The following is an 18,034-nucleotide window of genomic DNA, read 5'->3' on the forward strand; positions in this document are numbered from 1 at the left end:
GCCGGTCTGGCCCGGTTCGGCCGAGTTGGGCTGGCTGTGGCTCAAGCCGCCTTGGGCTTGCGCATCCGCAGCAACTCATCCAGGACCAGCAGGATGGCGCCGCAGGTGATGCCGACATCCGCCAGGTTGAAGGCGGGGTAGTACCAGTTCTTCCAGTAGAAAAGCAGGAAGTCGATGACGTGGCCGTAGGCCACGCGATCGATGACGTTGCCCAGGGCGCCGCCCAGGATCATGGCCAGGGCCAGGGAAAGCCGTGGCTGGCGGCCCGCCGTGCGGCGCAGGATCAGGCCGATGACCACGGCCGCGACCAGGCCCAGGGCCGTGAAGAACCAGCGCTGCCAGCCTGGCTGGTCGGCCAGGAAGCTGAAGGCCGCGCCCTGGTTGTAGACCAGGGTCAGGTCGAAGACCGGCAGCACGCTGATGCGCTGGGCATAGGTCATGGCCTGGTCGAGGTAGAGCTTGGTCGCCTGGTCCAGGATGATGATGGCCAGGGCCACCATCAACCAGAATCCCAGGCTCCGGCCCCCATCGGTCGATGGCTGCGGCGTGGCGTCAGGCATGGTCGCGTTGCTCGCCCGTGCCGAACAGGTTGGTGACGCAGCGGCCGCAGATCAGGGGATGCGCCTTGTCGGCGCCCACGTCCGCGCGGTAGTGCCAGCAGCGTTCGCACTTCGCATGCGTCGACGGCGTGATGCGGATGCCCAGTTCGCCGGCGCCTTCATGGACGTCGGCGCGCGAGACGATAAGCACGAAGCGCAGGTCGTCGCCCAGGCTGCGCAGCAGCGCCAGGTCTTCGCCGGCCGCATCGATGTCCACTTCGGCTTGCAGCGACGAGCCGATGTTGCCGGCCGTCCGCACTTCCTCCAGCTTGCGCAGGACGTCGGCGCGGATGGCGCGCAGGCGCGTCCACTTGGCCGGCAGCGTGTCGCCATCGCCCAGCGGCGGCAACTGGTGGAAGACCTCGGTGAAAATGGTGGTGCGCGCGGCATCGGCCTGGTGCTTCAGCGCCGAGTCGACCAGCACCTTCCACGACTCTTCCGCCGTGAAGGACAGGATGGGCGCCATCAGCTTGATCAGGGCCTGGGCGATTTCCACCAGGGCGGTCTGGGCCGAACGGCGGGCCTTGCTGGCCGTGCCGGTGGTATACAGGCGATCCTTCAGGATATCCAGGTAGAACGCGCCCAGGTCCTCGGAGCAGAAGGTCTGCAGGCGGGAGACCGCCGGATGAAAGTCGAACTTCTCGTAATGCCCCAGCACTTCGACCTGCATCTGCGCGGTCATCGCCAGCGCATAACGGTCGATTTCCGCCAGCTCGGCATAAGGCACCGCGTCGGCGGTGGCGTCGAAGTCCGCCACGTTGGCCAGCAGGAAACGCAGCGTGTTACGGATGCGGCGATAGCTTTCCACCACGCGCTTGAGGATTTCGTCGGAAATCGACAGTTCGCCCGAGTAGTCGGTCGACGCCACCCACAGGCGCAGGATTTCCGCGCCCAGCGAATCGGAGACCTTCTGCGGGGCGATGACGTTGCCGACGGACTTGCTCATCTTGCGGCCCTGGCCGTCGACGACGAAGCCGTGCGTCAGCAGCGCCTTGTAGGGCGGTTGGCCGTACAGCATGCAGCCGGTCAGCAGCGACGAATGGAACCAGCCGCGATGCTGGTCCGAGCCTTCCAGGTACAGGTCCGCGGGCCACGCCAGTTCGTCGCTGTGCATGCCCTTGTAGGCGCCGTCCTTGCCGCCCAGCACGGTGGCATGGGTGCTGCCGGAGTCGAACCACACGTCCAGCGTGTCATGGCTCTTTTCGTAGAGATCCGCATCGTCGCCGATCAGTTCGCGTGCATCCAGCGACTGCCAGGCCTCGATGCCGCCCGTCTCGACGCGCTGGGCGATCTGTTCCAGCAGCTCCAGCGTGCGCGGATGCAGCGTGCCGTTTTCCTTGTGCACGAAGAAGGCCATGGGCACGCCCCACTGGCGCTGGCGCGACAGCGTCCAGTCCGGCCGGTTGGCGATCATGGCGTGCAGGCGGGCGCGACCCCAGGCGGGATAGAAGGCGGTGGCATCGATGCCGGCCAGCGCGGACTCGCGCAGCGTGGGGCCGCCGTCCTTGGGCTTGACATCCATGCCGGCGAACCACTGGTTGGTGGCGCGGTAGATGATGGGCGTCTTGTGGCGCCAGCAGTGCATGTAGCTGTGCTTGTGCTTTTCAACGTGCATCAGCGACCCGGCTTCGCGCAGGGTCTCGGTGATCTTGGGATTGGCGTCCCAGATCGACAGGCCGCCGAACAGCGGCAGGCTGGGCGCGTAGCGGCCGTCGCCCATCACGGGACTGAGCATGTCCTCGTCGCGCATGCCGTGCGCCTTGCACGACACGAAGTCCTCGATACCGTAGGCCGGCGCCGAGTGCACCACGCCGGTGCCGGAGTCGGCCGTGACGTAGTCGCCCAGGTAGATAGGCGACACGCGGTCGTACCCGGCGTCGACATGCGCCAGCGGGTGCTTGAAGGTGATGCCGTCCAGCTTGGCGCCCGGCGCGGTGGCGATGACTTCGCCCTGCAGGCCCCATTGCTGGAGGCAGGCCTCGACCCGTTCGCGCGCCAGCAGCAGCAGCGGACCGTTGGCGGGGGCGGGCGTCACGCGCACCAGCGCGTATTCGATTTCCGGATGCAGGTTCAGCGCCTGGTTGGACGGAATGGTCCATGGCGTGGTGGTCCAGATGACGATGGCGCCATCGTCCACCCGCGGCAGGCCGAAGGCGCGCGCCAGGGCGGCCTTGTCGGCGAAGCGGAAGGCCACGTCGACCGCCGGGTCGACGCGGTCGGCGTATTCGACCTCGGCTTCGGCCAGCGCCGAGCCACAGTCGAAACACCAGTTGACCGGCTTCAGGCCACGGAACACGTAGCCCTTTTCCATGATGTGGCCGAAGACGCGGATCTCGTTGGCCTCGTTGGCATGACGCATGGTCATGTAGGGACGATCCCAGTCGGCCAGCACGCCCAGGCGCTTGAAGTCCTTTTTCTGGCGCTCGATCTGCTCCATGGCGTAGGCGCGCGCCTTGGACTGCATTTCGGCCACCGGCAGGTTCTTGCCGTATTTCTTTTCGATCTGGATTTCGATCGGCATGCCGTGGCAGTCCCAGCCCGGCACGTAATGCGCGTCATAGCCCGCCATGTTGCGGCTCTTGACGATGATGTCCTTCAGGATCTTGTTGACCGCATGACCGATGTGGATATCGCCGTTCGCATAGGGCGGGCCATCGTGCAGCACGAAGCGCGGCCGCCCCTTGCTGGCGGCGCGGATGGCCTGGTAGACACGGTTTTCCTCCCATTCGGCAATCCATGCCGGCTCTCGCTTGGCGAGGTCGCCCCGCATGGGGAAGGAGGTATCGGGGAGGTTGAGGGTCTTTTTAGAGTCCATGAACGGCAAAATAGGCGCGTGCATTACGCGCGTCGTCGGCGATGGCGGCGGTCAGGGTGGGGAGGTCGGGGAACTTTTCTTCGTCCCGCAGCTTGTGCAGGAATTCAACTCGCACGAGTTTACCGTATGCGTCCACACGCTCGTCGAGCACGTGTGCTTCAAGCAGCACGCGGCCATGGTCCTCGACCGTCGGACGCACGCCCAGGCTGGCGACGGCGGGCAGGGGCCGGTCGGCCAGGCCATGCACGCGCACCACGTAGATCCCGGACCGGGCGGCGCAACGCTCGGCCACGCGCAGGTTGAGGGTGGGGAATCCCAGGGTGCGGCCCAGTTTCTGGCCGTGGATGACGTGGCCGCTCAGGTGATAGGCGTGCCCCAGCAGGTCTCCGGCCCGCGCCAGGTCGCCGACCGCCAGGGCGGTGCGGACCTCTGAGCTGGAAATGCGGTGACCGTGGGTGTCGGTGACATCCTGGAGGATTTCCACCTGGAAGTCGTAGCGGGCGCCCGCGGCGACCAGTTGGTCGACGTCGCCCCGGCGCTTGCGGCCATAGCGGAAATCCGGGCCGACCAGGACCCGGCGCACCCCCAGCCCGCGCACCAGCAGGCGTTCCACGAAGGTTTCGGGCTCCATGTCGGCCAGGCGGGCATTGAAACGCTCGACCACGACCTGTTCCACGCCGGCGCGGGCGAGGGCGTCCAGCTTGTCGCGCAAGCCGGAAATCCGGGTCGGCGCGAGCTCGGGGCGCTGGTTCAGCTTGGCGAAATACTCGCGCGGATGCGGCTCGAAGGTCATTACCGTCGGGGTCAGGCCGTGTTCCTGGCTGATGTCGCGCAGGCGCGCCAGCATGGCCTGGTGTCCCCGGTGGACACCGTCGAAATTGCCGATGGTCAGGGCGCAGGGCCGGCGCGCGGCCGGCGGCGGCAGGGAGCGGAAAATATGCAGCGATGGTTTCACGACGCTGAGTTTACAATTTTGCACCGGGCTGTTCTTCGCCCATTACTGTTTTCACTGGAAGTCCTATCTTGGCGCACTCCGCTCCAACCACCGGCCGGCGCCGGATCGTCATTCTCATTTCCGGGCGCGGCAGCAATATGGTTGCGCTTGTCGAGGCCTGCAAACGCGAGGGCTGGCCGGCCGATATCGTCGCCGTCATCGCCAACAAGCCGGACGCCGGCGGCCTGGCCTGGGCGCGCGAGCGCGGCTTGGCCACGGCCGCCGTCAACCACCGCGACTACGAGGGCCGGGATGCGTTCGATGCCGCCCTGGCCACGGAAATCGACCGCCATGCCCCGGATTTCGTCATCCTGGCCGGTTTCATGCGGGTGCTGACGCCAGCGTTCGTCAATCATTATGCCGGCCGGCTGGTCAATATCCATCCGTCCTTGCTGCCCGCCTTTCCGGGCCTGCATACCCATGCGCAGGCCCTGGCGACGGGGGTGCGCGTGCATGGCTGCACCGTGCATTTCGTCACGCCGCTGCTGGACCATGGCCCTATCATCGCCCAGGGCTGGGTGCCCGTGCTGGCGGCCGATACGCCGGATTCCCTGGCCGAACGCGTGTTGCAGGTGGAGCACCTGGCCTATCCCGCGGCGGTGCGCTGGCTGGCCGAGGGCCGTGTGAGCATGACCGCCGACCATCGGGTCGAGGTGCGGGGCGAGCCCGACCGGTTGTTCGGCCTGGCCGCCGGGTAGTCGGCCGGCGTGGCGGCGCAGGCCGGGCGGACCGCCGAGGGGCAGGGCGGGCGCGGGGGCTGGGCCGCCGCGTGCGGAGCCGAAGCGTACTGGCCGAAGTGTCCTTGCCGAAGCGTATTGGGCCGACGCGTACTGGGCCAGCCGGCCTCTGTCGGTGCCGTTCCGGGCGGCAGGATGGGACGCCGGCATACACGGGCGTCGATGCATGCCGGACGCGCTGGGCGCGCCGGGCTATCGTTGTCGTTATCTTGAATTGCTTATATTGCTTGAATCGCGAGCCGCGTTGCGCTCGCCCTCTGGGATCACCATGAATAATCCGCGAAATTCCAACCGCCGTTCTTCCGGTCCGCGCCAGGGCGCGGCCCCTCAGGGAGCCGCTCGCGGCGACTCCCGCGTCGCTCGCGACAGCCGGGACAACCGGGACAGCCGGGACAGCCGGGACAACCGGGACAACCGGGACAACCGGGACAACCGGGACAGCCGGGGCTATCCGGACAGCCGCGACAACCGCGACAACCGGGGCAGCAGGGACAATCGCGGCGCTCGTAGCCGGTCCGACACGACGCCCTTGTCCGTCGCCGGCGTGCGCATCGAGCAGGTGCAGAACGTGCTCGGCGAAATCCTCCAGTGGGCCTGGCCCGCCGACGCGACCCTGTCGCGCTGGTTGCGCGCCCACCGCGAACTGGGTTCGCGCGATCGCGCCGAGGTGGCCGAGGCGGTGTTCGACGTCCTGCGCAACCTGCGCCGCTACCGCCAATTCGGCGAAAGCGGCGTGGGCCCGGCCTCGCGCCGGCTGGCGGTGCTGGGCCTGGCGGCCACCCTGGGCCGCGGGGAGCTGGAACCTGGGCTGGCGCCGGCCGAAGCCGATTGGCTGGACCACGTGGCGAATATCGATCCGGCTTCCCTTCCGCGCGCTGTGCGCGAAAGCCTGCCGGACTGGCTGGACGAGCGCCTGGGCGCCCTGGAGGACTCGGATGCCCTGATCGAGGCCCTGAACCAGCAGGCGCCGCTGGATATCCGCGTCAATCCGATGAAGGCGGACCGTGACGAAGTGCTGGCCGCCATGCAGGACGGTCCCGAATCCCGCTATCTGCCCCAGGCGTCGGCGTATTCCCCCTGGGGCATCCGCTTGCAGGGGCGCCCGGCAATCAACCGCTGGCCCCTGTTCGAGTCCGGTGGCATCGAGGTCCAGGACGAGGGCAGCCAGCTGCTGGCCTTGCTGGTGGCGCCCCGCCGTGGCGAGATGGTCATCGATTTCTGCGCCGGCGCCGGCGGCAAGACCCTGTTGCTGGGTGCCCTGATGCGCTCCACCGGCCGGCTTTACGCCTTCGACGTGTCGGCGGCGCGCCTGACGCGCGCCAAGCCGCGCTTTGCCCGCAGCGGCCTGTCCAATGTGGTCCCCGTCGTTATCGATGGCGAGAACGATGCCCGCGTCAAGCGCCTGGCCGGCAAGGCGCAGCGTGTGCTGGTCGACGCGCCGTGCAGCGGCATCGGCACGCTGCGCCGCAACCCCGACCTGAAATGGCGGCAGCATCCGGATGCCCTGGCCGAACTGTGCACGTTGCAGTCGCGCATCCTGTCGTCGGCCGCGCGTTGCGTCGCGCCCGGCGGCCGCCTGGTCTACGCCACGTGCAGCCTGCTGCCGGAGGAGAACGAGGCGCAGGCGGAAATCTTCCTGGCTTCGCATCCCGAGTTCGAGCGCGTGGATGCCGCCGCCTTGCTGGCAGCGCGTTGCGACGGCCTGGTCCTCGCGGGTCCTTACGTGCAACTGCGCCCCGACGTCCATGGCACCGACGGCTTCTTCGCGGCCGTCTTCGAGCGCCGCAAGACGCCGGCGCGCGCCGCTGAAGAGGAGGCCGAAGCCGTCGTCAAGGCAGCCGCCGCCTCGGCGGAGGACGATGGCGCCGAGGCCGTCGGCGACGAAGCCGGCGAGGACACCGGCCACGTCCAGGTTCCCGAAGCCGGCCGGTCCGCCGAGGACCAGGGCTGATTGCGCAGGGCAGTAGCCAAAGCCCGGCCCGCGAGCCGGGCTGGCCCCTGCCTGCCGCGCCGGACCGCGCCGCACGGCGCCCCCCCGGCACCTCGCAATTCCGCATCGGCATCGCCGTCGACCTGGCCCGCCTCGTTGGTTGCCTTGGCGGCCATCAGCGGCCTAGGGGTTTCCCTAGTCCAGCGTTCCTATCCTTATCGAAAAAGAGAGGCGCCAACGGCGCCTCTCCCTATGACAGCACCCATGCACGAAAAAATTTCGTGGATAAACGGGAATTTATATCGTTTTGAGGATAGTCATCCACGCCCTTGTAATGCGGCCTATTCATCCCACGCACCGCGTTACCGCCCATGACCCCCATCGGATTCCGCATACTTCCCCGACCAACTCCTGCCGTCGACGCCGCCCTGCTGGCAGCCTATGCCGAGCTGGGCTCGGCCCAGATCAGTGATTGCATGAACCGCCTGTACGGCATCGTGGGCCTGCGTCCGCTGCATGCCGGCGCGCGCCGCATCGTCGGCGTGGCCCTGACGGTGAAGACCCGCCCCGGCGACAATCTGATGATCCACCAGGCGATCTCGATGGGCGCCCCCGGCGACGTGATCGTGGTCGACGGCGCGGGCGAGACCGCCAACGCCCTGGTGGGCGAATTGATGATGATGGACGCCCGCAACCGCGGCGTCGTCGGCTTCGTCGTTGATGGCGCCGTGCGCGACGCCGATATCTTCGCCGCCGGCGATTTCGGCTGCTTCGCGCGCGCCGTGAACCACAAAGGTCCGTACAAGGACGGCCCCGGAGAAATCAACGTCCCGGTCAGCGTTGGCGGCCAGGTGGTCAACCCTGGCGACGTCATCGTCGGCGATGCCGACGGCGTGGTCGTGATCCCTGCCGAACACGCCGCCGCCGTCCTGGCCCTGGCGCAGAAAAAGGAGGCGGATGAGGCCGTCGCCAAGGAAAAATTGCTGGCCGGCACCTACACCAAGCCCTGGCTGGAAAAGACCCTGGCCGAGAAGCGGGGAGGCGCCAAGTGAGCATCGTCGCCGACCGCATCAAGCGCATCAAGCTGTCCCCCAGCGTCGCCGCGCGCGCCATCATCGCCGAGTTGCGCGAACAAGGCCGCCGCGTCATCGACCTGACCATCGGCGAGCCGGACTTCGGCACGCCCGCGCACATCTGCCAGGCCGCCACCGCCGCCATGGCGCGTGGCGAAACCAAGTATCCGCCCGCCCAGGGCACCGTGGCCTTGCGCCGCGCCGCCCGCGCCCAGCTGCTGGAATCGACGGGCGTGGACTACCCGGTGTCCGCGATCATCGTGGGCACCGGCGCCAAGCAGGTCATCTTCAACGGCCTGGCCGCCACGCTGAACGAGGGCGACGAAGTGCTGATCCCGGCGCCGTTCTGGGTCTCCTACCCGGACATGGTGTTGGTCAATGGCGGCACGCCCATCGCCGTGCCCACCACGCCCGCCACCGACTACAAGCTGACGCCGCGGGCGCTGGAAGACGCCATCACGCCGCGCACCAAGTGGCTGATGATGAACGCCCCGAGCAATCCCACCGGCTCGGTCTACACTGAGGCCGAACTGCGCGGCCTGGCCGACGTGCTCCAGCGCCATCCGCACGTATGGCTGATGACCGACGACATCTACGCCCGCCTGAACTTCACCGACACGCCCACCGTGCATCCCCTGCAAGTCGCGCCCGCGCTGGCGGACCGGACGCTGGTGATCAACGGCGTGTCCAAGGCGTATGCGATGACGGGTTGGCGCATCGGCTACGGCGCCGGTCCCGACGAACTGATCAAGGCCATGGCCATCCTGCAATCCCAGAGCACGTCCGGCGCTTCCTCGGTGAGCCAGGCCGCCGCCGTCGAGGCGCTGTCCGGCCCGCAGGATTGCGTGACCGAGTTCACTCGCGTCTTCCGCGAGCGCCGCGACCTGGCTATCGCCGAGCTGCAAGGCACGCCCGGCCTGGACATCGTGGTGCCGCAGGGCGCGTTCTATGTCTTTCCGGACTGCGCCGGCCTGCTGGGCCGCAAGACGCCCGACGGCAAGGTCATCCATAGCGACACCGACCTGACGCATTACCTGTTGCGCGAGGCGGGCGTGGCCGTTATCGATGGCCATGCCTATGGGGCGCCCGGCACCTTCCGCCTGTCCTTTGCCGCTTCGCTGGATGACATCCGGAAGGGCTGCGCAGCGATACGCGAAGCTTGCGCCCGCCTGGCTTGAGGGCGCTTTTTTTCCGCTTTTTCCCATCGTCCACCACAATCCATAAGGGGAACACTCCATGAAACGCAATACCCTGATCGCAGCCTGCCTGGGCCTGGCCGCGCTGACGCTGGGCGCCGCTGCCAGCGCCGACCAGCTCGACGACATCAAGGCCAAGGGCGAGCTGGTCTGCGGCACGCTGGGCACCTCGCAGCCCTTCAGCTTCCAGGATGCGTCCACGCGCCAACTGGTGGGCTATGACGTGGATATGTGCAAGCTCGTGGCGGACAAGCTGGGCGTGAAGATCACCTACAAGCTCCTGTCGGTGGCCGCGCGCGTGCCCGAGTTGAACGAAGGCCGCGTCGACATCCTGGCCGCCAACCTGGGCTACTCGCCGGACCGCGCCCAGCAGATCGCCTTCAGCCATGCCTACTACGTCAGCCCGCAGAAGCTGCTGGTGCGCAAGGACTCGGGCCTGGACACCATCGAGTCGGTCAACGGCCACCGCGTGGCCGCCACCAAGGGATCCAGCTCCGAGCGCGAAATCAAGCGCGTGCTGGACAAGTCGCAAGTCCTGGGCTTCGGCGACAGCTCGTCCGCCTACCTGGCCCTGCAACAGAAGAAGGTGGATGCGCAGTTCGCGTCCGAACTGGTGCTGGTGCGCCTGCAATTGCAGAGCCCGCCCACCGCGCCCGTCAGCATCATCCCCAAGTCCGTGTTCGACGAGTCCTGGGGCCTGGGCGTGCGCAAGTCCGAACCGCGCCTGCTGGACGCCGTGAACCAGGCGCTGGACGGCGCCGAGGCCTCGGGCGCCGCGGGGCAGCTGTTCGACAAGTGGTTCGGCGCGCAGACGCAGTACAAGCTGCAGCGCGCCTTCAAGATCGCGCCTATCGCCGGCTGATCGCCGCCACGTCGTCCAGGCGGCCGGCCGTGCGCCGGGCCGCCTGGTTTGCATCGCGGACGGGATCCTCCGCACTGCGTTCCGCCACGAGACCCGCCCCAGACGCCCGCGCCCATGAGCCTACTTGACGCTTCCCAATATCAAACGCTGCTGAGCGGCATGGTGGTGACCGTGCAGCTTTTCCTGGTGGCATGGGTCATGGCATTCGCCGTGGCCATTCTCCTGACCGTCGTGCGCGCTACCGAACTGGCGCCTTGCCGCTGGTTCGTCGACGCCTATGTGGAGTACCACCGCAACGTGCCCCTGCTGGTCCAGGTGTTGTTCTGGTACTTCGGCATGCCGGAACTGCTGCCCGACGGCTTGCGGGGCTGGCTATACCAGCACAACGCGGAAATGTCGCTGGCCGCCATCGCGCTCGCTCTCGGCTCCGCCGCCTATATCGCCGAGGACATCCGCAGCGGCTTGCGCGCCATTCCCTACACCCAGTTCGAGGCGGCGCGCGCCCTGGGCGCCAGCTACCTGCAATGCATGCGTTTCGTCATCGTGCCGCAGGCGGTGCGCATTTCCATCCCGCCGCTGGTCAGCCGCGCGCTGTTGCTGTTCAAGAACACCAGCGTGGCCATGGCCATCGGCGTGATGGAGCTGACCTACCAGGCGCGCGAGATCGAGAACGAGACCTACCGCACCTTCGCCACGTTCGGCGCGGCGACCATCATGTACCTGGCGGGTTCGCTGCTGATCATGTTCATCGGCTGGCGCGTGAACGCCCGCTACAAGCTGAATCGAGGAGGCCACGGTGCTTGATGTCCTGAACCAATACTGGCCCCTGCTGCTGGTCGGTCAGTATCCCAACGGCCCCCTGGGCGGCCTGGCCATGACGCTGGTCCTGGCGTTCTGCGGGCTGCTGCTGTCCCTGCCGCTGGCGCTGGGTATCGCCCTGGCGCGCGTCAGCCCCTACGCGTGGATGCGCCGCGCCAGCAAGACGCTGGTGGTCGTGGTGCGCGGCATGCCCCTGCTGATGCTGATCTTCTGGGCCTACTTCGTGGTGCCCAAGCTGACTGGCGAGGCGATCAGCGGCTTCTGGACCTTGATCTGCGCCCTGGTGGTCTATGAAAGCGCCTACCTGTCGGAGGTCATCCGCGCCGGCATCGAAGCGGTGCCGCACGGCCAGGTCGAGGCCTCGCGGTCCCTCGGTGTCGGCTACTGGACGACCATGCGCAAGGTGGTGCTGCCGCAGGCCTTGTTCAACGTACTGCCCAGCATGACCAGCCAGTTCGTGTCGACCATCAAGGAAACCTCGCTGGGCTATGTCATCAGCGTCAACGAACTGACGTTCGCGGCCAACCAGGTCAACAACCTGGTCCTCACCAAGCCGCTACAGGTGTTCGGGATCCTGGCCATCGTCTATTTCCTGGTGTGTTTCAGCCTGAGCCGCGGCCTCGGCTGGCTGGACCTGCGCATCCGCCGCGCGCGCGCCATGGCCTGAAGGAAAACCTATGATCAAGCTTGAAAAAGTAAACAAGTGGTATGGGACGCATCATGTCCTGAAGGATGTCGACCTGTCCGTCGCGCGTGGCGAGGTGCTGGTGGTGTGCGGCCCGTCCGGTTCCGGCAAGTCCACCATGATCCGCACCATCAATCGCCTGGAACCCATCGGCAAGGGCCGCATCCTGATCGACGGCGCGGACATCCACGCCAAGGGCGCGAATCTCAATGCGCTGCGGCAGAAAATCGGTTTCGTGTTCCAGCAGTTCAATCTGTTCCCGCACATGAGCGTGGTGGAGAACGTCGTCTTCGCCCCTGTCAATATCCGCAAGCAGCCGCGCAAGCAGGCCATCGAGCGGGCGCGGGAACTGCTCGCGCGCGTGGGTATGGAGCACAAGATCGACGCCTATCCGGGTTCGCTGTCCGGTGGCCAGCAGCAGCGCGTGGCCATCGCCCGCGCGCTGGCGCTGGAACCCCCGGTCATGCTGTTCGACGAGCCGACCAGCGCGCTAGACCCGGAGATGGTGGGCGAAGTGTTGCAGGTCATGAAAAGCCTGGCCAAGGACGGCATGACCATGGTGTGCGTCACCCATGAAATGGGTTTCGCGCGCGACGTCAGCGACCGCGTCGTGTTCATGGACGCCGGCGAAATCCTCGAAGCGGACACGCCCGAGAACTTCTTCAGCGCGCCGCGCCATCCGCGCGCCCAGCGTTTCCTGGCCGACGTGCTGCATCCGCGCGCCTGATGGCGGGCGAGTGGTAAGGTGAGCGGTTTCATGCGCCACGCGTCTACCGCCGCGATGTATACCCTGAAGCAGCTAGAGGCTTTTTACTGGAGCTCGGAACTGGGCAGCTTCAGCGCGTCCTCGCGCAAACTGCACACGACCCAGTCGGCGGTGGCCAAGCGGGTGGGGGAACTGGAGGGGTTTGCCGGCGCGCCCTTGTTCGAGCGCCATGCCCGCCGCCTGGTCCTCACCCAGCATGGGCGCCGGCTGTTCGATCTTGCGCGGCAAATGCTGGACCTGAACAGCCGCCTGGTGCGGCACATGGCGGATCCGGCCAGCTTCGAGGGCGTGATACGGCTTGGCGTCACCGAGCTGGTGGGCATGACCTGGCTGGCGCGGCTCATCAAGCACATCAGCCTGCGCTATCCGCGGGTGCAGCTCATGCCGGACATCGACGGCGGCATCACCCTCTACGAACGGCTGGAGCGCGACCAACTGGACCTGGCCATCATGCCGGGACCGTTCTGGAGCCATCACTATGACTGCACCCACCTGGGCGCGGTGACCAATGTGTGGATGGCCAGCCCGACGCTGGACATCGATTTCTCCGCGCGCTTGAATCCGCGCGACCTGGCGCCGTATCCGGTGATCTCGCAGCCCACCAACTCGGCGCTTTCCCATCTCTACGATGCATGGTTCGCCGAGCAGGGCCTTTCCGTCAAGCGGGTGCTGACCTGCAACAGCCTGGGGATGATGGCCCAGCTCACGATGCTGGGCCTGGGCATCAGCTATCTGCCGGGTGCGTATTTCGCGCCGCTGGTCGACCGCGGCGCGCTGCGGCAGCTGGACGTGCTGCCGCCGCTGCCGACGATCAACTATTACGCGGTCTACAAGAAGAGCCTGGTCAATCCCGTGGTGACGCGGGTCATCGAGATCGCCCGGGCGGAATGCGCGTTCGAAGTGGCGGGCGATTTCCTGCCGCGCGTGCCGGCGGCCGTGGAGCCGGGACCGCGCGAAGGCTAGCGCGCCGTCTTTGTCGCGGCTGGCGGCGCCGCCAGCTCAAATACACCACCATGACTACCTGGCTGGGACGGTCACCATCGTGGCCGTCAACGTGATATTGATCGCCAGCCACGCCATCGAGCCGCCGACGCTGCGGATGCTGCGCGCGGTCCTGCCGGACCTGCTGTATATGGGACCTGTCGCGGGCCTTGCCGATCCCGGGGCACGCGACCGCGGCCCGGCCTTGCCGGCAGCGCGGGCCTGCCCTAGCGCGCCCCGGGCGTCACCGCCACCGCGCCCTGGATGCGTTGCGTTCCCAGGTTCCGTGACTGGAAATGCACCTCCCAGGAAAAGGTGTCCTGCCCGGGCTGCATACCCGCCTGGTAATAGACCTGCGTCACCGGGACCTTGATGTTGGCGCACCTTGACGGGTTGTCGGCCAGCCCGACATCACTGCTGACGGTCAGGGTGCCCAGCGCCGGCCGGCTGAGTATGCGCACCGCCGGCGCCTTCAGGGGGCGGCAGTTGGCGTCGACGATTTCGTAGTAGGTGGCCAGCAGGGTGGCCTTGCCGGGCGGCACCGACCAGGCGCGCGGCTGGGGGATATTGTTATTGCCGCCGGCGTGCGCCGCCATTGAAACCAGGGCCGTCGCCGCCAGATACGGCAGCAGGCGGCGGCCCGGGACTTGCCGGCGGAAACGGGACAAAACGGTGCCGCGGAGGGCTGGGCTAGGCAGGCGCATCAGGGCAAAATAGGAAAAATACAACAGGCATGGTGCAGCCCTGGGCGGGTCGGGCACGCCGCCTGCGGGGTGGAGGGCGGGCTGGCGTAGCCCTGAATCTCAGTCAAAATCGGCGAAATGATAACCTTCGTCATTGATTATGGTCAAAAAAGCGTCGAACTATTTTGAAATGCCCCTGTCATAACCCCCCAAAGGTAGGCTAAACTTCCCGTACTCAATTTTGAGGCGCACACACGGTCTATGGATCACGTCCTTTCCTTCATCACTGGTGGCTTGTCCCAATCTTCCTGGTGGGAGATTCTCGCGTACACCCTGGTGATGACGCATATCACCATCGTCTCGGTCACGGTCTTCCTGCATCGCAGCCAGGCCCACCGGGGTCTCGACCTGCATCCCGCCGTGATGCACTTCTTCCGCTTCTGGCTCTGGATGACGACGGGCATGGTCACCAAGGAATGGGTCGCCATTCACCGCAAGCACCACGCCAAGTGCGAGCGCGACGGCGATCCCCATTCGCCCATGCTGTTCGGCATCTGGAAGGTGTTGTTCCGCGGCGCCGAGCTCTATCGCCAGGAATCGGAGAACAAGGAAACCATGGCCAAGTTCGGCCACGGCACGCCGGATGACTGGCTTGAGCGCAATATCTACTCGCGCCACAGCCTGTGGGGCATCATGACCATGCTGGCGATCGACATCGCCCTGTTCGGCGCCATCGGCCTGACGGTCTGGGCCGTGCAGATGGCCTGGATTCCTTTCTGGGCCGCCGGCGTGGTCAACGGTATCGGCCACTACTGGGGCTACCGCAACTATGCCAGCCCGGACACCAGCACCAACGTGTTCCCCTGGGGCATCGTGATCGGCGGCGAGGAACTGCACAACAATCACCACGCCCATGGCACCTCGGCCAAGTTCTCGTCGAAGTGGTATGAGTTCGATATCGGCTGGTGCTACATCAGCGTGCTGCGCTTCTTCGGCCTGGCCAAGGTGAAGAAGGTCGCGCCCAAGCTCAAGCTGGAAAACGGCCACAAGCCCATGATCGACCTCAGCACCTTGCAGGGCGTCATTACCCATCGCTACGAAGTCATGGCGCGCTACGCCGACGTCGTGAAGACCACGGCGCGCCAGGAACTTGCCAAGCTGAAGTCGACGCCGCAGGGGGCCGATGCCACCAATCTCACCATGCTGCGCCGCGTGCGCCGCTGGCTGCACCGTAACGAAGACGTGCTGCAGCCGGAGCAGGTGGCCCAGGTCGACCAGGCCATCGCCCGCAGCCAGTCGCTGTCCACCCTGGTGCAGATGCGCCGCGAACTGGGCCGCCTGTGGGAAAGCTCCAGCGCCAGCAGCGAGCAGCTGCTCAGCGATTTGCAGGCCTGGTGCCAGCGCGCCCAGCAGAGCGGTATCGAAGGTCTAGAGCAGTTCGCGATCCGGCTGCGTCGTTACGCGGCATGATCGAGAAACTCAATCCCCAGCAACGCGAAGCCGTAACTCTCGAACCGCAGCACGCCCTGGTCCTCGCCGGGGCGGGCAGCGGCAAGACCCGGGTGCTGATCACCCGCATGGCCTGGCTGATTCAAAACGGCCAGGCCAGTCCATTTGGGCTGTTGGCGGTCACGTTCACCAACAAGGCGGCGCGCGAGATGTTGACGCGCATCACCGCCATCCTGCCCATCGATACGCGCGGCCTGTGGGTCGGCACGTTCCACGGCCTGTGCAATCGCCTGCTGCGCGCCCATCATCGCGATGCCGGCTTGCCCCAGGCTTTCCAGATCCTCGATACCGCGGACCAGTTGGCGGCCATCAAGCGTTTGCTGAAGGCCAACGGCATCGACGACGAGAAATTTCCGCCGCGCGACGTCCAGCGCTTCATCAATGGCGCCAAGGAAGAAGGGCAGCGCCCCGACGATGTCGAGGTCTGGGACAGCCATCGGCGCCGCCTGGTCGAGATCTATCAGCTTTACGAGGCCCAGTGCCAGCGGGAGGGGGTGGTCGATTTCCCCGAATTGCTGCTGCGCGCCTACGAGCTGCTGTCGCGCAACGCGCCCGTGCGCGAGCATTACCAGCGCCGCTTCCGCCATATCCTGGTCGATGAGTTCCAGGACACCAACACGCTGCAATACAAGTGGTTGCGCCTGCTGGCCGGCGGCGGCGCCTACATTTTCGCGGTGGGCGATGACGACCAGTCCATCTACGCCTTCCGCGGCGCCAACGTCGGCAACATGGCGGATTTCGAGCGCGACTACGCGCACGGCACCGTCATCCGGCTGGAGCAGAACTATCGCTCCTACGGCCATATCCTGGACGCCGCCAACGCCCTGATCGATCACAACAGCGGTCGCCTGGGCAAGAATCTCTGGACCGAGCAAGGCGAGGGCGAGCCCATCCGCGTGATCGAGCAGCCCTCCGACGGCATGGAGGCGCACTGGATCGTCGACGAAATCCGCGCCCTGGTGGCCGATGGCCGCGCGCGACGCGAAATCGCGGTGCTCTATCGCAGCAACGCCCAGTCCCGCGTGCTGGAGCATGGACTCTTTTCGTCGGGTATTCCTTACAAGGTCTATGGCGGCTTGCGCTTCTTCGAGCGCCAGGAAATCAAGCACGCGCTGGCCTATTTGCGCCTGCTCGCCAATCCCGACGACGATACGTCCTGGATGCGCGTGGTCAATTTCCCCGCGCGCGGCATCGGCGCCCGCACGCTGGAACAGCAAGCCGACGCGGCCCGCTCGCAGGACACCAGCCTGTATGGCGCGGTGGCCCGCGTGCCGGGCAAGGGCGGCGCCAACCTGGCCCAGTTCGCCACGCTGATCCAGCGCATGGCCGAAGACACGCGCCAACTCCCCTTGCCGGAGATGGTCGAGCATGTTTTGCACGCCAGTGGCCTGCTCGATCACTACAAGGGCGAACGCGAAGGCGCCGAGCGCATCGAGAACTTGAACGAATTGATCACCGCCGCGGCGGTGTTCGCGTCCGAAGAGAATTTCGACGGCTTGCCGGGCGGCGTGGTGCCGCGCAGCGAACCGGTCACGGATGCCGCCACGGGAGAAGTCCTGCCCGGGGCGCCGGCCGATGGCGGCCTCACGCCGCTGGCCGCGTTCCTGTCGCATGCCGCGCTGGAGGCGGGCGACAACCAGGCCGAGGCCGGCCAGGACGCGGTGCAGTTGATGACCGTGCACGCCGCCAAGGGCCTGGAGTTCGACGCCGTCTTCATCACGGGCCTGGAAGAGGGCCTGTTCCCGCATGAAAACAGCCTGCTGGAGCAATCCGGCCTGGAAGAAGAGCGGCGCCTCATGTACGTGGCCATCACGCGCGCGCGCGAACGGTTGTACCTGAGCCTGGCGCAAAGCCGCATGCTGCACGGCCAGACGCGCTATGCCATGCGTTCGCGCTTCCTGACGGAAATCCCGGAACAGCACCTGAAATGGCTGACACCGCGCACCGGCGGCGGCAGCCAGGGCTATGGCGCGAGCCAGGGTGGCTATGGCGAAGACCGCTGGAGCGGGGCATCGCGCGATGCCTTCGGCCGCAAGCCTACCGGTACGGCCGCGCCCCGCGCGCCCCGCTCCGTCAGCAGCGGCGTGACGGTGGGCGACCGGCAATTCCGTATCGGGATGGGCGTGCGCCATGCGCGCTTCGGCGATGGCACCATCGTGGGCTTGAGCGGCAGCGGCCAGGATGCGCAGGCGCAGATCCAGTTCCGCGATGTCGGGACCAAGACGCTGGCGCTGGGCATCGCCAAGCTGGATGTGATTGCCGGCTGACCGGCTGGCCGGCTGGCCATGCAGGCCAGGTAGACCTAGCCAGATCGGCCGTTATCGTGCGCCCTCAAGCGGTAATGCTTGAGGGCGTCATTGCTTGGACCGCGGGGGGCGGGGCCGC

15 protein-coding genes are annotated in these 18,034 nt (G+C 66.7%); 11 read left to right on the plus strand and 4 right to left on the minus strand.

The features are described from left to right. Nucleotides 1–41: 41 nt before the first annotated feature. The 3 genes from lspA to C7R54_RS07830 are packed head-to-tail and all read right to left on the minus strand — an operon-like array spanning nucleotide 42 to nucleotide 4,369. Nucleotides 42–560 carry a signal peptidase II gene (gene lspA, locus C7R54_RS07820; protein ID WP_192903615.1) on the minus strand — a complete coding sequence of 173 codons (519 nt, stop codon included), beginning with the start codon at nucleotides 558–560 and terminating at the stop codon, nucleotides 42–44. Beyond that, nucleotides 553–3,414 carry an isoleucine--tRNA ligase gene (gene ileS, locus C7R54_RS07825; RefSeq protein WP_129149648.1) on the minus strand — a complete coding sequence of 954 codons (2,862 nt, stop codon included), beginning with the start codon at nucleotides 3,412–3,414 and terminating at the stop codon, nucleotides 553–555. The genes lspA and ileS overlap by 8 nt, the downstream gene beginning before the upstream one ends. Continuing rightward, entirely contained in the window at nucleotides 3,404–4,369 is a 966-nt protein-coding gene (locus C7R54_RS07830) for a bifunctional riboflavin kinase/FAD synthetase (protein WP_129149649.1), read from the minus strand. The genes ileS and C7R54_RS07830 overlap by 11 nt, the downstream gene beginning before the upstream one ends. Before the next feature lie 137 nt (nucleotides 4,370–4,506). On the opposite strand from C7R54_RS07830, the gene purN reads away from it, so the two are divergent. The 9 genes from purN to C7R54_RS07875 all read left to right on the plus strand — a co-directional run bounded on the left by purN (nucleotide 4,507) and on the right by C7R54_RS07875 (nucleotide 13,439). Beyond that, nucleotides 4,507–5,106 (plus strand): phosphoribosylglycinamide formyltransferase, encoded by a 600-nt coding sequence (gene purN / locus C7R54_RS07835; protein ID WP_129150383.1) that lies wholly within the window; start codon nucleotides 4,507–4,509, stop codon nucleotides 5,104–5,106. A 607-nt stretch (nucleotides 5,107–5,713) separates the two neighbouring features. Then, the gene (locus tag C7R54_RS07840; RefSeq protein WP_129150385.1) at nucleotides 5,714–7,096 is read left to right on the plus strand and encodes an RsmB/NOP family class I SAM-dependent RNA methyltransferase; all 1,383 of its coding nucleotides are present in this window, start codon (nucleotides 5,714–5,716) and stop codon (nucleotides 7,094–7,096) included. Nucleotides 7,097–7,446: 350 nt separating this feature from the next. Next, complete coding sequence (locus tag C7R54_RS07845) at nucleotides 7,447–8,127, plus strand: RraA family protein (protein ID WP_129149650.1); 681 nt, start codon at nucleotides 7,447–7,449, stop codon at nucleotides 8,125–8,127. Then, nucleotides 8,124–9,326, plus strand: coding sequence for an aminotransferase class I/II-fold pyridoxal phosphate-dependent enzyme (locus C7R54_RS07850; RefSeq protein WP_129149651.1), 1,203 nt, complete (start codon nucleotides 8,124–8,126; stop codon nucleotides 9,324–9,326). Before C7R54_RS07845 ends, C7R54_RS07850 begins: the two co-directional genes overlap by 4 nt. A 58-nt stretch (nucleotides 9,327–9,384) precedes the next feature. Beyond that, nucleotides 9,385–10,206 carry an ABC transporter substrate-binding protein gene (locus C7R54_RS07855; RefSeq protein WP_129149652.1) on the plus strand — a complete coding sequence of 274 codons (822 nt, stop codon included), beginning with the start codon at nucleotides 9,385–9,387 and terminating at the stop codon, nucleotides 10,204–10,206. A 114-nt stretch (nucleotides 10,207–10,320) separates the two neighbouring features. Next, the gene (locus C7R54_RS07860) at nucleotides 10,321–11,010 is read left to right on the plus strand and encodes an amino acid ABC transporter permease (protein WP_129149653.1); all 690 of its coding nucleotides are present in this window, start codon (nucleotides 10,321–10,323) and stop codon (nucleotides 11,008–11,010) included. Then, complete coding sequence (locus C7R54_RS07865) at nucleotides 11,003–11,692, plus strand: amino acid ABC transporter permease (RefSeq protein ID WP_129149654.1); 690 nt, start codon at nucleotides 11,003–11,005, stop codon at nucleotides 11,690–11,692. The genes C7R54_RS07860 and C7R54_RS07865 overlap by 8 nt, the downstream gene beginning before the upstream one ends. Before the next feature lie 10 nt (nucleotides 11,693–11,702). Next, a complete protein-coding gene (locus C7R54_RS07870) occupies nucleotides 11,703–12,437 on the plus strand; it encodes an amino acid ABC transporter ATP-binding protein (protein WP_129149655.1) in 735 nt (244 codons plus the stop codon). A 30-nt stretch (nucleotides 12,438–12,467) separates the two neighbouring features. Next, entirely contained in the window at nucleotides 12,468–13,439 is a 972-nt protein-coding gene (locus tag C7R54_RS07875) for a LysR family transcriptional regulator (protein WP_129149656.1), read from the plus strand. 245 nt (nucleotides 13,440–13,684) lie between these two features. Here the strand turns inward: C7R54_RS07875 and C7R54_RS28845 are convergent, their stop codons facing one another. Further along, the gene (locus tag C7R54_RS28845; RefSeq protein ID WP_158021171.1) at nucleotides 13,685–14,125 is read right to left on the minus strand and encodes a hypothetical protein; all 441 of its coding nucleotides are present in this window, start codon (nucleotides 14,123–14,125) and stop codon (nucleotides 13,685–13,687) included. Nucleotides 14,126–14,401: 276 nt separating this feature from the next. Between C7R54_RS28845 and C7R54_RS07885 the strand changes: the two genes are divergently transcribed. Then, nucleotides 14,402–15,610, plus strand: a complete 1,209-nt coding sequence (locus tag C7R54_RS07885) for a DesA family fatty acid desaturase (protein WP_129149657.1) — start codon at nucleotides 14,402–14,404, stop codon at nucleotides 15,608–15,610. Further along, nucleotides 15,607–17,916, plus strand: a complete 2,310-nt coding sequence (locus C7R54_RS07890) for a UvrD-helicase domain-containing protein (protein WP_129149658.1) — start codon at nucleotides 15,607–15,609, stop codon at nucleotides 17,914–17,916. Before C7R54_RS07885 ends, C7R54_RS07890 begins: the two co-directional genes overlap by 4 nt. Nucleotides 17,917–18,034 lie beyond the last annotated feature (118 nt).

Origin of the sequence: Achromobacter aloeverae (assembly GCF_004121055.1) — a bacterium.
GTDB lineage: Bacteria > Pseudomonadota > Gammaproteobacteria > Burkholderiales > Burkholderiaceae_B > Bordetella_C > Bordetella_C aloeverae.